Genomic DNA, 18192 nt, shown 5'->3' on the forward strand with positions numbered 1-18192 from the left:
AAATATCTATTTTAGTTAAGATATTTTGAGAACCCTTTTTAAAAGGAGAACCAGATGGAAGAAAAAATAATAAATGGGAAGACTATTAGAATAATGATTGGAGATATCACAGATAGGGATAGTGATGCTATTGTGAATGCAGCTAACAACCATTTAAAGCACAGTGGCGGTGTTGCTGGGGCTATTGTCCGAAAAGGAGGAAAGATTATACAGGAAGAAAGTGATAAAATTGGCTTTGTTCCTACAGGCTCCGCAGCAATTACAACTGCTGGTTCTTTAAAAGCAAAATATGTTATTCATGCAGTTGGTCCAATATGGGGAGAAGGAAATGAGGAAGAGAAGCTTAAAAATGCTGTTTTAAATAGTCTTAAAATTGCCAATGAAAAGCAGTTAAAAAGCATCTCATTTCCGGCAATAAGCTCTGGAATATATGGATGTCCTAAATATATGGTTGCTAGAGTTCTTCTTAACAGCGTTATTGAATATCTGAATAATGCTACATCAATTGAAACAGTAGAATTCTGTCTTTTTGATGAAGAAACTTATCGATACTTTAAGCAAGAGTTTGATAAAATAAAATGAGCCGGGATAGCTCAGCGGTAGAGCAGTCGATTCGTAATCGACCGGTCGTGGGTTCAAATCCCATTCCCGGCTTTTAATTTGTATGACGGTCTGCTACCTTTGTTGCACCAAAAGAATCAGGTTTTGTTACAGCAATGTATCCAGAACCAACAATCATTTTGATAACTTCTTTTACCAAAATCCTGGTTGCTCCATTTTTACCAACATCGATATGAATCTCAACAGGTAATCGTGAAACTCCATTTTCTGATAGTTTTTTCTTCAGAGCCTCTGCAATTTCCAAACTCAATGAGGCTTCAGTAAAAATCCTCAATTTTAAATTATTCATTTTTTCATATTTGATTTTTCTGTAAAAATATCTTCCGCCTGAACCTTTACGATGAATTATTATTGCTGTTACAAAAACTGTTTCCTCTCCTGGAAAAGAGTCACTTCCTACTATTAAGCTATAGTTTTTAGTTGGCTCTTCCTTGACGAATTCTATTATTTTTTCAAAAACTTGCTGAAATGTTATCGAACCAAAGGTTGGACTGACAAAAAAAGTCTTTTTTAACGAATCAATTTCCATTTAATCCCTAAATTCAAAATCTGCGAATTTTTCAATCAACTAACATTAACATATAAAATTACTAAAAAGTCAAGAAGTTTTAATGGTATAATTATATTTAATAGTAAATAATAAAAATTAGAGGTGACTTATGGGTAAGATTATTTCAATAAATATTAGTGATGAAAAAGGTACAACCAAAAAACCGGTAAGTGAAGCCATGGTTTTTGAAAATTATGGAATTGACGGAGATGCTCACGCTGGCTCTCACTGGCATAGACAGATAAGTCTCCTATCTCATGAGAGCATAAAGAAGATGAAAGACAAAGGTCTTAATCTTAATTATGGGGACTTTGCTGAAAACATTACAACAGAAGGGATTGACCTATTAAAAATTCCATTAGGAACAAAACTTCAGATTGGAGAAGTTATATTAGAAATAACACAGCATGGAAAAAGATGCCACAGTAAATGCGAAATTTTTAAAGTTGTTGGAGACTGTATTATGCCAAGAGAAGGGGTTTTTGCCAGAGTTTTAAAAGGTGGAAAAATTAAGATTGGAGATTATATAATTAAGCTATGAAATATAAAGTTGCTATTATTACCGTATCTGACAAAGGGTCTAAAGGAGAAAGAGAGGATCTGAGCGGAAAAGTTATTGAAGAAATGGTTTCTTCATGGGCTCAGGTTGTTTTCTATCAAATTATTCCCGATGAGAAGGATTTAATAAAACAGACTATCCTTGAGGCTACAACTAAAGCAGACTTAATTTTAACAAATGGTGGCACAGGGTTACACCCAAGAGATGTTACACCTGATGCAACAAGCGAGATTATTGAAAAGGAAGTTCACGGTATCACTGAGGCAATGCGATGGGAAGGATATAAAAAAACTAAGACAGCGATTCTTTCAAGGGCAATTGCTGGAATTAGAGGAAAAAGTTTAATAATAAATCTTCCAGGGAGTCCAACAGCTGTTAGGGAATCGCTGGAAGTTATAATTGATGCACTGCCACATGCAATTGATAAACTCAAGGGAGATCCTTCTGAGTGTGGTAGATGAATGAAATTTCGCTAACAGCGTCATTTATTGGTGGAGTTTTAAGTTTTTTTTCTCCATGTATTCTTCCTCTGCTTCCTGTTTATGTTTCATTATTTTCAGGGCTTTCAATTGCTGAAATAAATCAAACTCAAAAAAACTCTTCCGTAATAGAACTTCCAAAAAAATCAACAAAATCAAAGCGTCATATTCTGGGATATACTCTGATATTTATTGCCGGGTTTTCCGTAGTTTACCTTGCTTTAGGTGCAGGAAGTTCCATTATTGGAACTATTTTTTTTGAGTATCAGAATTATCTCAGAATTATTGGAGGAATATTTTTGGTTTTATTTGGATTATTGCTTATAGGACTTATAAAATCTGGTTTTTTTATGAGAGAGTTCAGGTTGAATATAAAACTACAGAGATTTGGTACGCCTGTTGGAGCATTTCTCATAGGAGTTGGCTTTGCTGCTGGATGGTCACCCTGTATTGGTCCAATACTTGGAAGTATTCTTATTTATTCAAGTATGAGCGGAAATGTTCTTGAAGGATTAAAAATGCTTGGAATGTATTCACTTGGTATTGCAATTCCTTTTTTGATTGCATCTTTATTGATTGATTCAGTAATGCGATATCTTAGAAGGTTTATGAAATTTTTTCAATTGATAAATTATATTATCGGATTTTGCCTGATAATTTCAGGCTTGTTAATGATTTCAGGCACTTCAATAGTTTGAATTTTTAGACTTTTTCTCTATATAATTATGCAAATTACAGTTTTGCGGAGGAATAATGGAACAGAATTATGATTTTAAGGAAATAGAAAAAAAATGGCAGAAAATATGGCATAAAAACCGACTTTTTGACGTAAATGAACAATCCACAAAACAAAAGTTTTACTGTCTTGAAATGTTTCCTTATCCATCAGGAAAAATTCACATAGGACATGTACGTAACTATGCTATTGGAGATGTAATTGCAAGATATAAAAGGATGAAGGGCTTCAGTGTCCTTCATCCAATGGGATGGGATGCTTTTGGATTACCTGCAGAAAATGCTGCAATAAAACATGGAGTCCATCCTGCAAAATGGACATATGAAAATATAGATTACATGAAAAAACAGCTTATGCGACTTGGACTGACATATGACTGGAGGCGTGAGGTTACAACATGTTCGCCGGACTACTATAAATGGAATCAGTGGATATTTTTAAAACTTTATGAAAAAGGGCTTGCATATAAAAAATCATCCTCTGTTAATTGGTGTCCATCATGTGGAACTGTACTTGCAAATGAACAGGTTATTGACGGAGCCTGCTGGAGATGTGAAACACAGGTTGAACAAAAGGAACTGGAACAATGGTTTTTGAAAATAACAGAATATGCTGATGAACTTCTTGATTATTGCGATAGACTCACAAGCTGGCCTGAAAGAGTTCTTACAATGCAGCGTAACTGGATAGGAAAGAGTGAGGGAGTTGAGGTTGATTTTCCAATTGAAGGAATGAATGCCAGATTGAGAATATTTACAACTAGACCAGACACAATTTTTGGTGTAACATTCATGTGTATCGCTCCAGATCATCCATTAGCTGAAACTCTCTGTGACGATAAAGAAGCATTAAAAAAAATTAAACTACTTCAACGTGAACCTGAAATTAAAGAAGGTATTTTTACTGGGAAATACGCATTAAATCCCATTAATGGAGAAAAACTTCCTGTATGGATTGCTAACTTTGTATTAATGGAATATGGGACAGGTGCTATAATGAGTGTACCAGCCCATGACCAGAGGGACTTTGAGTTTGCAATTAAATACGGTCTTCCTATAAAGACTGTTATTATTCCACAGAATAAAAAACTCTCAGAACCATTAACAGAGGCTTATGAAGAAGACGGAATAATGATTAATTCCGGAGCATTTTCAGGACTTCCATCAAAGGAAGGAAAAAAGGCAGTTTCAGATTATATTGAAGAAAAAAGACTTGGTAAAAAAACAGTTAATTACAGGCTTCGTGACTGGGGCATATCAAGACAGCGATACTGGGGAACCCCGATTCCTGTAATTTATTGTGATAAATGTGGAATTGTTCCTGTCCCTGAAGAAGATTTACCTGTAATTTTGCCTGAAAATGTCAGCCTTACCGGTAAGGGAGAGTCTCCTCTGAAGTATGTTGATGAGTTTTATAAAGTTAAATGTCCTCGATGTGGTGCAGATGCAAGAAGAGAAACAGACACAATGGATACATTTATTGACTCATCATGGTATTTTGTAAGATACTGCTCTCTTAAGGATGAAGAAGCATTTCACAGAGAAAAAATAAAATACTGGATGCCAGTTGACCAGTATATTGGTGGTATTGAACATGCTGTTTTGCATCTTCTTTATGCAAGATTTTTTGTAAAGGTGCTTCGCGACCTTGGAATTGTTAATTTTGATGAACCATTTGACAGACTTCTTACACAGGGAATGGTATGCATGGAAAGTTACAGATGTCCAGAACATGACTGGTTATTTCCTAAGGAAGTAAAAGATGAAAAATGCATTTACTGTGATAAACCTGTTCACAAAGGTAGAGTTGAGAAGATGTCAAAATCAAAGAAAAATATTGTTGACCCTGATGAGATGATAGAAACTTATGGAACTGATACTGTAAGAGTGTTTACACTTTTTGCAGCACCACCCGAAAAAGACCTCGAATGGAGTTCTCAAGGTGTTGAAGGTGCACACAGGTTTTTAAAAAGAGTTTATGCTGTTGTCTATAAGAATTATAAATGGCTTTGTGAAACTATGCCAGTTACTAAATCTGTTTCTGATTATATAGCCTATGAACTGCTGAGTCTGACACACAGAACAATAAAAAGAGTAACTCTGGATATAGAAAAAGAGTATCAATTCAATACAGCAATTGCAAGACTAATGGAATTTATAAATGAGGTTTATAGTTTTGAGCCTGAAAACGATCAACAACGCAGTGTTTTTAAGTTTGCAATGAAAAACTTTTTAATACTTCTTAGTCCTTTCGCTCCTCATATTGCAGAAGAACTCTGGATAGCTATTGGAGAAAAGGGATTTATTCTAAATGAACCATGGCCTGACTATGATGAAGAACTCGCCAAAGAGCAGATGATAGAACTTGTAGTTCAGGTAAATGGGAAGGTTCGTTCCAAAATTATGATTTCTCAAGGACTTAGTGATGAAGATATTGTGAAAATTGCTCTTAATGATGAAAAAGTTAAGCAATGGATCGATAATAAAGAAATTTTAAAAGTAATACCGGTTAAAGGTAAACTTGTAAATATAGTCGTAAAGAGCTGAACTGAACAGCCTACCAAATGAAGGTAGTCTATTAAAGTTACTATATATGAGCATTCAGAATGCCCAATAATAAAGGGACACAGCCTATTGGAAAGTGGAGACTTACTTTATCCCAATTATCTATATTTTTTGAAAATAGATTTCAAAGAGTATTAAAATTACCAAAAGATACAGGCTGACACAAAACTATGAACACTCCCGAATTTACACATAATTCTTGACACTATCAGGAATGCCGAGAAATTGACTTATTTTAAATGATTTTTATATACTGATTCTGACTGAATCAAGGGAAGAGGGGTGAGATCCCCCCGCTGCCCCGCAGCCGTATAGGGAACGAAAGTCCATTATGCCACTGGAGAAATTTCTCCGGGAAGGCGGGCAAGTAGGTTTGAGCCCTGAGCCGGAAGACCTGTTCAGTTGGGGATGTTTTACATCCTCTATTCCCCGAGGGAGGGATATAAGATGAAAGCTGAACAATTTCAATTCTGTCCATCAAAAACTTATTCAGAAATCTCTGATCTAAAAATTGAACCTTTAAAAAACAGGTTTTTTAAAATTGCATGGCAAAGGCTTGATTCTCTCACAAAACCACGTAAAAGTCTTGGAAGACTTGAGGAAATAGCAGTTCAACTTGTTGCAATCTATGAAAATTCTATGCCAGAGATTAAGAAAAAGGCTGTGCTGGTTTTTGCATCTGATCATGGAGTTACAGAAGAAGGCATTTCTGCATATCCAAAGGAAGTTACCGCACAGATGGTTTTTAATTTTTTACGAGGTGGCGCTGGAATTAATGTTCTATCAAGACATGCAGGAGCGGATGTTGTGGTTATTGATATAGGCACTGATTATGATTTTGAAAAAATTAATGGCTTAATTTCAAAAAAAGTTGTAAGAGGTTCAAGGAATATGACAAAATCTCCAGCTCTTAGTTATGAAGAGGCGGTTAAATGCATTAAAACAGGGATAGAATTAGTAATAGAGTATCATGATAGAGGATATAACCTTTTTGCTACAGGAGAGATGGGCATTGGAAATACAACACCTTCATCTGCTGTAACCGCTGTTCTTACTGGTTCAAATGTGGAAGAAGTAACAGGCAGAGGCACAGGTATTGATGAAAAAATCTTCAAAAGAAAAATTGAAGTGATTAAAAAATCAATTGAAATAAATAAGCCAGACCCTTCTAACCCTGTCGATGTTCTTGCAAAAGTTGGCGGTCCTGAGATAGGAGCATGCGCTGGTGTTGTTCTTGGCTGTGCATCACTTAAAGTCCCTGTTGTCATTGATGGATTCATATCATCAGCAGGTGCATTGATTGCATATTGCTTGAATCCTCTGGTTAAACATTATATCTTTGCAGCACATAATTCTATTGAAGTTGGGCACAAAAGGATTCTTGAGTTTATGGATTTAAAACCATTGTTTGATCTTAATTTAAGACTTGGAGAAGGCACAGGCGCAGCACTTGCAATGACAATCATAGAGGCTGGTGTGAAAATTTATCGTGAAATGGCGACATTTGAAGAAGCAGAAGTCAGTCAGGCTAAAGCAGATTAAGAATAAAGCTCATGTCAAGAATGTTTTTATCCGCATTGTCTTTTTTAACACTTTTACCTTTTAGAGTCAGGGGAATTGATATCCACGAGATTCATAAATCAGTTATTTTTTTTCCATTAATTGGAGCAATGGAGGGAGCGTTATGTGTCGTTTTAGCTTTTGTTTTAATGCCTGTTTTCTCCCCTACCCTTATTTCAATTCTTTGTCTGTTATTTCTCTTCTTAATCAGAGGAATATTTCACATTGATGGACTCTCAGATACAGCTGATGCGCTTTTTTTTAAAGAAACAGGAGATCGAGAAAAAGATATTGAGCAAAAACTTCAAATAATGAAAGACAGTACTGTTGGAGTTGGAGGAGTAACAGTTGTTGTTCTGGACATCCTTATTAAGTTTGCACTTATAAAGGAGCTGTTAGAGAATCAGATGGTTTTGATGCCTCTTATTCTCACATTCTGTCTTTCAAGATGGATATTAATTCCACTGATGTATCATGGAAAACCTGCAAGACAGACAGGACTTGGAGCATTATTTGTAGGAAAAATAACAGTCAAAGAGTTAATTTTATCTACTATGTTACCCGTTTTTCTGACGGTATACTTTGCTATCAAAAATAATTTCATTTTTTTACCATTTTTAATAATTTTTCTTTATATCCTGTCAATAGAATTTAAAAGATTTTTTGAAAAAAAATTTAATGGCTTAACAGGTGATAATCTTGGAGCAACAGTTGAGGTTTCAGAGATTATTTTACTGTTTATATTTACAGTTCTAAAATCGTGTTATCATGGAGGATAAATTGCCCAAAGCCTTGATGATACAGGGAACATCTTCAAATGCAGGGAAAAGCCTGATTGTTACTGCATTATGCAGAATTATGAGAAGAAATGGAATAAATGTAGCTCCATTTAAGGCTCAAAATATGAGTTTGCAAAGTTTTATTACTAAAGATGGAGGAGAAATTGGACTTGCTCAGGCAATTCAGGCATTCGCAGCAAAAGTTGAACCTGATATTTATATGAATCCTGTGCTTCTTAAAGCATCTGGTGAACAGGGTTCACAGGTGATTGTTCATGGTAAAGTTTACAAAACAATGAAGCCAAAGGAGTATTACTCTGAAAGAGAAAAACTATGGAAAGCTGTTACCTATTCTCTGGATTATTTAAAAACCAAACATGAGCTTTTGATTATAGAAGGTGCAGGTAGCCCTGCTGAGATAAATCTAATAGAACATGATATTGTAAACATGGCTGTGGCAGAATATTTGAATGCTCCGGTTATCATTGTAGGAGATATAGACAGAGGCGGAGTATTCGCATCAATATATGGCACTGTAAAACTGCTGAAGTTCCATGAAACCCTTATCAAAGGCTTTATAATTAACAAATTCAGAGGAGATTTTGATATTCTTGTTCCAGGAATTAAAGAGATTGAAAATCTTATAAATAAACCATGCATTGGTATAATACCATATTTGAAAAATGCTGGAATATCTGCTGAAGATGGATTTTCACTAACAAGCTCAATTAACAACCAGATATCTTTGCTTACAGGTACTATAAAAATTGTTGTTCTCAGATTGAGATATATTTCCAATTTCAGTGATTTTGATCCCCTTAAGATTGAACCAGATGTTGAGCTGATTTATTCACTAAGGAAAGAAGATTTACTAAATGCTGATATAATCATCATTCCTGGTTCTAAAAAAACTATAGAGGATTTAAAATTGATTAAAGAACTCGGAGTTGATGAACTTTTAAGAAAACTCTCTAAAAACAGGACTGAAATAATCGGGATATGTGGTGGATTTCAAATGCTTGGCAAAAAACTAATTGACCCTCATAGAGTTGAAAGTTCTTTAAAAGAAATAGATGGTATCGGGTTACTACCAGTGGAAACGATATTTCATCCTTACAAAATCACAACGCAGGTTGAAGGATATGTGAACTCTAAACCTTCAATAACAATCAAGGGATATGAGATTCATATGGGAGAAACATCCGGAGAAATTAACCTTTTCCACATTAAAAGGCTTGCCACAGGAGAATCAATTTTTGATGGCGCAACCAGGGAAAATATATGGGGCACATATATTCATGGAATTTTTGAAAATGACTCATTTAGAAGACTGATTATAAATAAACACAGAGTTAAAAAAGGATTAAAACCCGTTGAATTTATATTTTCATGGCAAAAGATAAAAGAAGATTTTATAGAAAAACTTGCTGATAATATCGCAAGCTCTTTATCGATGGAAAGAATATGGAGACTTATTGGAATATGAAATTTTTATATGTTGAAAGCTGGATAATATCCAGTGCATTCCTGATAGACATTATATTTGGTGATCCTAAAAGATTTCATCCTGTAATATGGATTGGCAATCTTATTGACAGAATAGAAAAATTTTTCAGGAAAAAACTATCTAATGAGAAATTATCCGGTGTTTTACTTTTTTTGACAGTAACAGGCATTGTATTTTTAAGTGCTTCAATTTTCATTCATTTATTAGATAAACTTACAGGGATTTCTGGTTTGTTCTCTGTTATAGCTTATTTCTTGCTTATTTTCACAGGCAGTCTCTTCATAGCATTAAGAGGACTTATTAACGAAGCTCGTAGAATAAATGATCTCCTGATAACTGGTAATTTAAAATCAGCGAGACAATCTCTCTGTGCACTTGTTGGCAGAGATGCTGAAACACTGACTGCGGGGAAAATAAAAACAGCAGTTGTAGAAAGTCTTGCTGAAAATCTATCTGATGCGGTTATTGCACCGCTGTTTTACTTTATTGTGGGAGGATTTCCATTCCTTGTTCTTTATAAAACAGTTAACACTCTTGATTCAATGGTTGGCTATAAAAACAATAAATATATAAAATTTGGATGGTTTTCTGCAAAAATGGATGACCTTTTTAACTATATTCCTGCAAGAATATCAGGTTTGATGATTGTTTTAAGCTCTCTTTTTTTACTAGGCTTTTCAACAGCTAAAAATTCATTCAGGATTATGCTACGCGATGGGAAAAAACATACAAGTCCAAACAGTGGAATTCCTGAAGCAGCAATGGCTGGTGCATTAAAAATAAAGCTTGGTGGTCCTAATTACTATGGAGGCGTTCTTGTTGAAAAGCCTTATATTGGAGAAAATTCAAATATTGTTGAATCCAGCATCAATATAAATAACAATATTATTGTAACAACCATTGATATTGTTATTTTAAGCAGTTTTCTATTCCTTTTTATAGCGCTGATAATCAGGAGCTTGCTATGATTCATGGTGGAGATATTTATACAGCTGCTGAGCTTATAGGCAAAAATTCTGAGGACATCATAGACATGAGTTCTTCTGTTAATCCCCTGCCCTTACCTTTTAAAATAAAGAAAAAACTTATTAAAAATTTTAATTTTCTAAATAGATACCCTGATACAGAAGCAAGAGCATTCAAGAAAATTCTATGTGACATTTATGGAATTCCATCTGAAAGCATTATCTGTGGAAATGGCTCAATTGAGCTTATATATATTGCAGTGAAAGCTCTAAATCCTCAGAATGTATTAATTTTAGAACCTACATTTTTAGAGTATGAAAGAGCCTGCAGAATTAATAATGTTCCTAATATTGACAGGATTTTTAGCCTCGACAGGGATGAAGTTATAAAAATAGCTGAGAAAAAGTTAAAAAATACAAAATACAGTCTTGTATTTATCTGTAATCCAAATAATCCAACTGGCTGGCTAATAAAAAAAGAAAACATTTTAAATCTTGCTGATACCGTAAAAGATACAATTTTCCTTATAGATGAAGCTTTTATTGATTTTACTCCTGAGGAAACCGTTATTCACGAAGTGGGAAAAATTAAAAATCTTCTGGTACTTCGCTCTCTTACAAAATTTTATGGACTTGCAGGATTGAGATTTGGTTATGCTGCAGCTTGTAATGAAATCATTGAACAGCTAAAAAAATTCATACAACCATGGAGTATAAACAGTATTGCTCAATGTGCAGCAGAAGAAATTATCAAAGATGAAAATTTTAAAAATATGAGTTATGAATTTTTTATAAAAGAGAAACAATTTTTTGAAAATTCCTTAAAAAAGTTGACATTAAACTATTTCCCATCAGCTGCGAATTTTTATTTTATTAAACTTCCCAAAAAAGGATTTCCAGAAGAAATTTTAAATAAAGGAATTCTTATCAGAGATTGCTCAAACTTTTATGGAGTTGATGAAAATTTCATAAGAGTTTCCATTAAAACGAGAAAACAGAACGAACTATTTTTCAGGGAGTTAAAAAAATGGTTAAAGGCTTTGTAGTTGCTGGCACCTGCAGTGGATGTGGAAAAACAACTGTTGCTCTCGGAGTATTGAGAGCTCTTAAAAACAGAAAAATTAATGTTCAACCTTTCAAGGCAGGTCCTGACTTTATAGATTCAGGGCTGCACAGAATGGCGTGTGGAAAGGCATCTATTAATCTTGATATGTGGAGTATGAATATTGATTACTGGTTTTTAAAGTATGCAACTGTTGCTGATTTTAATGTTATAGAGGGAGTTATGGGACTTTTTGATGGAGATTTCTCAACTTTCAATCTATCAAAAAAATTAAAACTTCCAATTATTCTTGTTGTTGATACTTACGGAATGGCTGAATCAATCGAAGCTTTGATTCAAGGTTATAAAGCGCTGACCGAGAAAGATGGGTTAAGCATATATATCGTACTTAATCGTGTATCATCGGAAAATCATTTATTACGAATGCTTAGAGCCCTGAAGGGCAAAGCTGAAGTAATTGGTTATCTGATGAAACAAGATTTTCACATTCCATCAAGACATCTTGGTCTTTTTACAGCTGAAGAAAATCCAATAACAGATGAGATATTTGATACCCTTGCATATGAGATAGAAAAAAACTTTGATATGGAGAGAATACTCAAACTCCGCTCTGAATATAAGCTTGAATATAAACAATCTAATTCAATTAACATTTTTAAAGATTGTTCTTCAATTGCAATTGCATATGATAAAGCTTTCTGCTTTTACTATACACACATTATAGATTCATTAAAAGAAGCTGGCTGTAAAATCTCATTTTTCAGCCCTCTGAAAGATAGTAAAATTCCAGATCATACTGACCTTATATGGATAGGAGGAGGCTATCCTGAACTTTATGCAACTGAATTGTCAGAGAATCAATCAATGAAAAATGAGATAAAAAAATGGATCAATGAAAATAAAAAGCTTTATGCTGAATGCGGTGGATTAATTTATTTATGTAAAACTTTAATAATTAATACAAAACAATATGAAATGATTGATATTTTCCCATTTGAAATCAATATGAACAAAATGTGTCTTGGTTATAGAGAAGTACTTCTGAATGAAAATGCAATTATTGGATTGAAGGGAATGCGTTTCAGAGGACATGAGTTTCACTACTCAAAAATACTAAATGATAAGTGGAAAGACAGGCTTTATACTGTTAAAGACAATCAAGCAAGAACATGGCAGGAAGGATACAGATTTCGAAACTGTCTTGCAACTTATGTCCATTTTATCTCAAATATTAACTCATAGTTTTAACACTATCAGGAGGTGAGAATTGGAAAAAATAATTATAGTGGCACATGGAAGTCCCCGAAAAGACGCTAATAATCTTGAAAGTTTTGCAAGAGCAATCGCAATTACCCTTAAAAAACGATCTGAAGATATAAAATATGCGTATCTTCAGTTTGAAAATCCTTCAGTTGAGCAGGCTATTCAGGACTGTATTAATGAAAAAGCAAAAACAATTGTAATTCATCCACTTTTTTTGTCTTCAGGAGCACATGTTGGTTCAGATATTCCCATGATTATTGAAAACTTCAGAAAAAAATATCCTGATTTGCAGATACTTTATACAAAACCTCTCGGGCTTCATGAAAAGCTAATTGATATTGTTAAAGAGAGAATTGATGAACTCAAACCATTTAAAGCAGAGGAAATTGAAGAAAAGAGTATGGAAATAATTGACAATGAGTTAAACCTTAAAAATATTCCTCCAAGCCTGAAACATATAATCAAAAGAGTCATACATGCCACTGCTGATTTTGAGTTTAAAGAAAGTATGAGATTTCATCCTGAAGCAGTTCCCACAGCCATTAAAGCGCTCAAAGCAGGAAAAGATATTCTGGTTGATGTGGAGATGGTCAGAGCTGGAATATCAAAAAAATATATTGGTAAATCAAAAATTGTATGCTACCTTGACAGAATCAATGAGTATGAAACAACGAAAACCGAAAAAGCAATTCAAATGGCTTTGAATCAGGAGAAAAATATCGGAATTGTTGCAGTTGGGAACTCTCCTACAGCATTGATAAAAGCAATTGAGATTTTTAATGAAAAGAAAATAAAAGATAAACTTCTAATTGGAATGCCGGTTGGTTTTGTTAAAGCTCTTGAGGCAAAGATGCTACTGAGCATACAGGACTTTCCATACATAACAAATCTTTCAAGAAAAGGAGGTTCAGCAGCCACTGTAGCTGTGGTAAATTCTCTTTTAAAAATTAAAAAGGAGGTTTAAGATGCATATTGCAGATGGAATTCTTAAAATTGAAGAATGCGTGGCATGGTTTGCCTTATCTTTACCCTTTATTGGTTACGGAATTAAAAAAATTAAAGACAGAAGCAAGGTTAATCCCGGATATAAAGCTCTTCTTGCATTTCTTGCAGCAGCTGTTTTTGTTATTTCATGCATTCCAATTCCAGTACCAATTGCTGGAACCTGCTCACATCCAGCAGGAACTGGCATAACAGCAATTCTTGCTGGTCCTTTTATAAGTACGGTTCTGGCAGCATGTGCGCTCTTACTTCAAGCACTATTTCTTGCACATGGAGGAATTTCAACACTGGGAGCAAATATAGTAAGTATGGGTATTATGGGTTCATTTGCAGGATATTTCAGTTTCAAGGTTTTTAAAAAATTAGGATTTAAAATTTCAATAGCTGGCTTTATTGCTGGGATCATGTCTGACTGGGTTACCTATGCTACGACCTCTTTTCAGCTTGCTTTTTCTCTATCAGGAAAAAGTGATTTTATTGAAACATTTTTTAAAATATTGATTGCATTTATTCCCACACAGCTTCCAATTGGAATTATTGAAGGATTTATAACTTCTGCATCTGTTGTTATCTTCATGAAGAAAACGAACATTCTTGACAAAACAGTAGCAAAGGAGATAAAAATATGAAACTTCTAATAATTTTTATCACTATAATCTTATTACTTTCAACAGCCTTTGCTGAAAATAAGTGGCATGGAGTTGATGAGACTGTAATTGAAAAATTTGCATCTGAAAAAGGAAGACAGGTAAAGGAACCTCTGATTCCACTTGAAGGAGATATTGAACTTTTTTGTTTTGCTCTTTTTTCAGCAATTGGAGGTTTTATTGCTGGATATTACTGGAGACAACTTAAAGATTCATTCGCAAAAAAATCTTAAATATGAAACATAATTTTGAAAGTGATGGAAGAGTTAATGTATTGGTTCTTATTGTAATCCTTTCTCTGATTTTAAGCCACAGGGGCTTTATTTTCAACAGTTTAATAATTTTTTTATGTGGATTTACTATTTTACTGCTTGATATAAGTTTTAAAAGCTTTATAAAGAGAGTTACTGAACCTGTTTTTATTGGATGTGTTGTTGTTGCAATCAAATCAGGGCTTCCATTTCATTTTTATATTGATGGTTTCTTTCTCGGTATTCAGATATTTTTAAAGATTATGGCGTCTGTATCAGTTGTTTCACTATTTTTTTACTTTACTTCATTTTATGAAATTTTACATGGCTTAAAATTTCTGAAAATACCTTCAACTTTTATTGAAATACTTTTTCTTACAGCAAGATTCATTTTTATTCTACAAGATGAGGCAGAAAGAATTTACAATGCTCAAAAACAGAGACTTGGATATACAGGATTTTGGAAAATGATTAAAAGTGTCTCAATTCTGTCTGCGTCTTTAATTTCAAATGCCTTAAGACATGCTGAACAAAGTTTTATTGCTATGAGACAAAGAGGATATGAAGGAGAAATGGTTATCAGAAGGCAAAATGGGTTTGCTTTTAAATCTCTCATACCATGCTACCCTACGACACTGATAATAATTTTATGGTTTATATTTTGATATTAATCGTTTTTTTATTCCCTTTTCTGTTATTCCTATGAACTTAAATAATTGAAGAATTACATCAATCCTTTACTGAGTTTAGCAGTTAGATTTTAAAAGTGATGGAAGAAATAATGGGCTCGAAAGGATAACCCTTCCGAGCCCAAAGGAGGATGGGGGTATGAGAGATGGTCAGAGGGGGATCAATATTTCAGGGAAAATACCGGCTATTAAAAGAAAAGCTGCTGAAATAAATCCAATATAATGATTTGCAGAACTGTATTCTTGAATCTCAGATAAACCGTCTTTATACATATAAAAAACTATTCTCAGATAGTAAAAGGCTGATAAAATACTCATCAGAAGCCCGAGAAACACTAATCCTCCATATCCTGCGGCAAAAACATTTTTAAATATATTGAATTTCACTATGAAACCGCCAGTAGGTGGAATACCTGTCAGGGACAATAAAATTACTGTCATACTGAATGCAATTAAAGGACTTTTTCTGCCAATTCCATAATAACTTACAATACTTTCTCCTCCTTTAACACTCATAATGACAGCAAAAGCTCCAATGTTCATAAAAAGATAAACAACTAAATATGGAATAACAGAGTTTAAAAGTGATTGATCAATCAATACAAATGCCATGAAAATATAGCCAGCATGAGCTATGGAAGAATAAGCAAACATTCTTTTTAAATCTGTCTGCCGCATGGCAAGAAAATTCCCCAGCATAATTGACATAGCAGAAACAATTACTACAAATCCTGTAACATCAAGCTGTTCTATGCCTTTTAAAAACATTCTTAACAATGCTGCAAATACAGCTAACTTTGGTGCTGTAGAAAAAAATGCTGTAATAGGTGTTGGAGATCCCTGATAAACATCAGGTGCCCATGCATGAAAAGGAACAAGAGCTAGTTTAAAAGCAAATGCTGAAAGCAAAAATAATACACTTAAAATCCATTTTACATCATTTCCATCAAGTGTTTTAAAAGCATCAATCGATGTGGTTCCACTAATAGCATAAAAGAAAGCTATTGAGGCAAGTAAAAATATCGATGAAATAGTTCCCAGCATGAAATACTTCATTGCAGCTTCCACACTTTTTTTATCATCTCGATAAAAACCTGCAAGAACATAACTGCTCAAGGAAAATGTCTCAAGAGCAAGATATAAAACCAGTAAGTCATTCGATATTACCATCATATTCATACCAAAAACTGCTAAAATAACAAGAAAAACATACTCTGCCTGTCTGCCGGTCTTTATAATATTGTCATTGTAGGACAATACAAGAACCACAATTCCCACTATAAAAATAAGCATCCTGAAAAGACTGCTAATTGGATCAATGCTAATCAATTCAAAAAATGATCTGGTTTGAGAAAATAAAAAGAACAAAATAAATGCACCTGTTACAAAACTTAAAATTCCAAGAAAGTACCCGACTCTGCTTTGCCTTTTAAGTACACCGCAAATAAAACTAAACAGTCCTAACAAAAGAGTAACTAATTCTGGCATTATAACCACATACTGGTTCATCCCTTACCTCCTGCCACACTGACTAAAGGTTCCAGGGCTTCTATAATAAACTTTGGATTTAATCCAAGATAAATGAAAATAAAGAAAAACACAATAAAAATTAAAAAATCTATCCCTTTTAAATCTTTCACTTCCTCGCTCATGCTTCCTCCTGGTTTTCTTAAAAACACTCTGTAAAAAAACCATGCAAGATAGACAACACCTAATGCAACACCAAAAATTGCAAAAAATCCCATAATAGTGTTATTTGCAAAAATACCACTTAAAAGCATCAATTCGCCATTGAAGTAGTTAAGGCCTGGAAATCCTCCCATAGCAAGGATACAGGCAAAGGTAAAAAATACCATAGCAGGAGTTCTTTTTGATAATGCACCAAATTTTTCTCCATCAAAAGATGCTGTATGTCTATTGAGTAAATCAGCGATATAAAATAAAGCAGCAGCAAGGATGCCATGATTAATACTCTGTAAAATTGAGCCCTGAAAACCATATATATTACCTGTAAAAGCACCAGCAGTAATAATTCCAACATGACTTAAACTCATATAAGCAAACATCGCTTTGATATCTCTTTCTGATAGTGCAAGAAATGAAGCATAAACAAATGACAAAATACATAAGAACAAAATCCAAGGCCCTGCAGAGATTAAAATATCTGAAAAAGCAGGAGTAACTCTTAAAAGACCATAAATGCCCATTTTCCCAAGCACAGCCGATAAAAATATTGTTACTGGCATAGGAGATTCATAGTAGGCATCCCTTAGCCAGCCATGAAGTGGCACGACTGGAATCTTTACTGCAAAAGCTAAAAAAAAGCCCAAAAACAGGAGATATTTAGCCTGATAACTTAGTTTCAAAGAGTAAAGCTTATCAAAATCAAAGCCTCCTGCATACACATAAACAGCTATTATTGAAATGAAAAGAAATATACTAAAACCAAAGGTATAAATCAGAAATTTCATAGACGCTGAATAAGAATTCTTTCCACCCCATCTATGAATGAGTAAAACTGCAGGAATTAGCATGGCTTCGTAAAAAAAGAAAAACACAAGAAAATTTGTTGATAAAAAGAAACCAAGCACAGTTGCTTCAAACAGTAAAAACATAGCCATATAAGATGAAACATTTTTTTTAACAGTTTTAACAGACAGTAAAATGGATATTAATGTTATAAATGCTGTAAGAAGCACAAATGGCGAATTTAGATGGTCAAGTCCAAATGAAATATTAACATTCCATGAAGGTATCCATTTATAAGAAGCTTGAAATTGGAAACCTTTAACTAAGGGATCAAGATTAATATGGCCAATAAAAGCTATAACTAAAACCAGGACAACAGATGAAATAGCAATAAAAATGCTCAACTTATCTTTCTTTAAACTCCATATCAGTATAGCTCCAAAAATCGGAACTAAAACAAGAAGAGTTGAAATTTCAATCATCCTTTA

Annotated in this window: 18 protein-coding genes, 1 tRNA gene and 1 riboswitch; of the genes, 16 read left to right on the top strand and 3 right to left on the bottom strand. The window is 33.8% G+C overall.

From position 1 onward, the window contains the following. Positions 1-54 precede the first annotated feature (54 nt). A complete protein-coding gene (locus G581_RS0103035) occupies positions 55-582 on the top strand; it encodes a macro domain-containing protein (RefSeq protein ID WP_028844551.1) in 528 nt (175 codons plus the stop codon). Beyond that, positions 583-654, top strand: a tRNA-Thr gene (locus G581_RS0103040). A 1-nt stretch (position 655) separates the two neighbouring features. Here G581_RS0103040 and G581_RS0103045 read toward each other — a convergent pair. Next, positions 656-1150, bottom strand: a complete 495-nt coding sequence (locus G581_RS0103045; RefSeq protein ID WP_028844552.1) for a ribonuclease H-like YkuK family protein — start codon at positions 1148-1150, stop codon at positions 656-658. Positions 1151-1280: 130 nt separating this feature from the next. On the opposite strand from G581_RS0103045, the gene G581_RS12025 reads away from it, so the two are divergent. The 14 genes from G581_RS12025 (at position 1281) to G581_RS11530 (ending at position 15211) form a co-directional block, all read left to right on the top strand. Then, on the top strand, positions 1281-1712 hold the full coding sequence (locus G581_RS12025; protein WP_028844553.1) for an MOSC domain-containing protein: 432 nt from the start codon (positions 1281-1283) through the stop codon (positions 1710-1712). Next, positions 1709-2191: a MogA/MoaB family molybdenum cofactor biosynthesis protein gene (locus G581_RS12030; RefSeq protein WP_028844554.1), complete on the top strand. Its 483-nt coding sequence runs from the start codon at positions 1709-1711 to the stop codon at positions 2189-2191. The genes G581_RS12025 and G581_RS12030 overlap by 4 nt, the downstream gene beginning before the upstream one ends. Next, a complete protein-coding gene (locus G581_RS0103060; protein WP_028844555.1) occupies positions 2188-2907 on the top strand; it encodes a cytochrome c biogenesis CcdA family protein in 720 nt (239 codons plus the stop codon). Before G581_RS12030 ends, G581_RS0103060 begins: the two co-directional genes overlap by 4 nt. Before the next feature lie 55 nt (positions 2908-2962). Beyond that, complete coding sequence (gene leuS, locus G581_RS0103065) at positions 2963-5491, top strand: leucine--tRNA ligase (RefSeq protein WP_028844556.1); 2529 nt, start codon at positions 2963-2965, stop codon at positions 5489-5491. A gap of 266 nt (positions 5492-5757) precedes the next feature. Continuing rightward, positions 5758-5925, top strand: a riboswitch (cobalamin riboswitch). Between the two features lie 31 nt (positions 5926-5956). Next, a complete protein-coding gene (gene cobT, locus G581_RS0103075) occupies positions 5957-7051 on the top strand; it encodes a nicotinate-nucleotide--dimethylbenzimidazole phosphoribosyltransferase (protein ID WP_051178761.1) in 1095 nt (364 codons plus the stop codon). An 11-nt stretch (positions 7052-7062) separates the two neighbouring features. Beyond that, positions 7063-7848, top strand: coding sequence for an adenosylcobinamide-GDP ribazoletransferase (cobS, locus tag G581_RS0103080; protein ID WP_083962581.1), 786 nt, complete (start codon positions 7063-7065; stop codon positions 7846-7848). Between the two features lies 1 nt (position 7849). Then, a complete protein-coding gene (locus G581_RS0103085; protein ID WP_028844559.1) occupies positions 7850-9334 on the top strand; it encodes a cobyric acid synthase in 1485 nt (494 codons plus the stop codon). Further along, positions 9331-10323: an adenosylcobinamide-phosphate synthase CbiB gene (gene cbiB / locus G581_RS0103090; RefSeq protein ID WP_038064887.1), complete on the top strand. Its 993-nt coding sequence runs from the start codon at positions 9331-9333 to the stop codon at positions 10321-10323. The genes G581_RS0103085 and cbiB overlap by 4 nt, the downstream gene beginning before the upstream one ends. Further along, complete coding sequence (gene cobD / locus G581_RS0103095) at positions 10320-11366, top strand: threonine-phosphate decarboxylase CobD (protein ID WP_028844561.1); 1047 nt, start codon at positions 10320-10322, stop codon at positions 11364-11366. Before cbiB ends, cobD begins: the two co-directional genes overlap by 4 nt. Beyond that, complete coding sequence (locus G581_RS0103100) at positions 11348-12625, top strand: cobyrinic acid a,c-diamide synthase CobB (RefSeq protein ID WP_028844562.1); 1278 nt, start codon at positions 11348-11350, stop codon at positions 12623-12625. Before cobD ends, G581_RS0103100 begins: the two co-directional genes overlap by 19 nt. A gap of 25 nt (positions 12626-12650) precedes the next feature. Then, positions 12651-13610 carry a precorrin-8X methylmutase gene (locus G581_RS12140; RefSeq protein ID WP_051178763.1) on the top strand — a complete coding sequence of 320 codons (960 nt, stop codon included), beginning with the start codon at positions 12651-12653 and terminating at the stop codon, positions 13608-13610. A 1-nt stretch (position 13611) separates the two neighbouring features. Next, positions 13612-14277 carry an energy-coupling factor ABC transporter permease gene (locus G581_RS10410; RefSeq protein WP_038064889.1) on the top strand — a complete coding sequence of 222 codons (666 nt, stop codon included), beginning with the start codon at positions 13612-13614 and terminating at the stop codon, positions 14275-14277. Beyond that, a complete protein-coding gene (locus G581_RS0103115) occupies positions 14274-14528 on the top strand; it encodes a hypothetical protein (RefSeq protein WP_028844564.1) in 255 nt (84 codons plus the stop codon). Before G581_RS10410 ends, G581_RS0103115 begins: the two co-directional genes overlap by 4 nt. A gap of 2 nt (positions 14529-14530) precedes the next feature. Then, a complete protein-coding gene (locus tag G581_RS11530) occupies positions 14531-15211 on the top strand; it encodes an energy-coupling factor transporter transmembrane component T family protein (protein WP_028844565.1) in 681 nt (226 codons plus the stop codon). A gap of 174 nt (positions 15212-15385) precedes the next feature. Here the strand turns inward: G581_RS11530 and G581_RS0103125 are convergent, their stop codons facing one another. Both G581_RS0103125 and G581_RS0103130 read right to left on the bottom strand, forming a co-directional pair. Beyond that, positions 15386-16744: an NADH-quinone oxidoreductase subunit N gene (locus tag G581_RS0103125; RefSeq protein WP_028844566.1), complete on the bottom strand. Its 1359-nt coding sequence runs from the start codon at positions 16742-16744 to the stop codon at positions 15386-15388. Beyond that, a complete protein-coding gene (locus tag G581_RS0103130) occupies positions 16741-18186 on the bottom strand; it encodes a complex I subunit 4 family protein (RefSeq protein ID WP_028844567.1) in 1446 nt (481 codons plus the stop codon). The genes G581_RS0103125 and G581_RS0103130 overlap by 4 nt, the downstream gene beginning before the upstream one ends. Positions 18187-18192 lie beyond the last annotated feature (6 nt).

Source organism: Thermodesulfovibrio thiophilus DSM 17215 (assembly GCF_000423865.1).
In the GTDB taxonomy this organism is placed as follows: Bacteria; Nitrospirota; Thermodesulfovibrionia; order Thermodesulfovibrionales; family Thermodesulfovibrionaceae; genus Thermodesulfovibrio; species Thermodesulfovibrio thiophilus.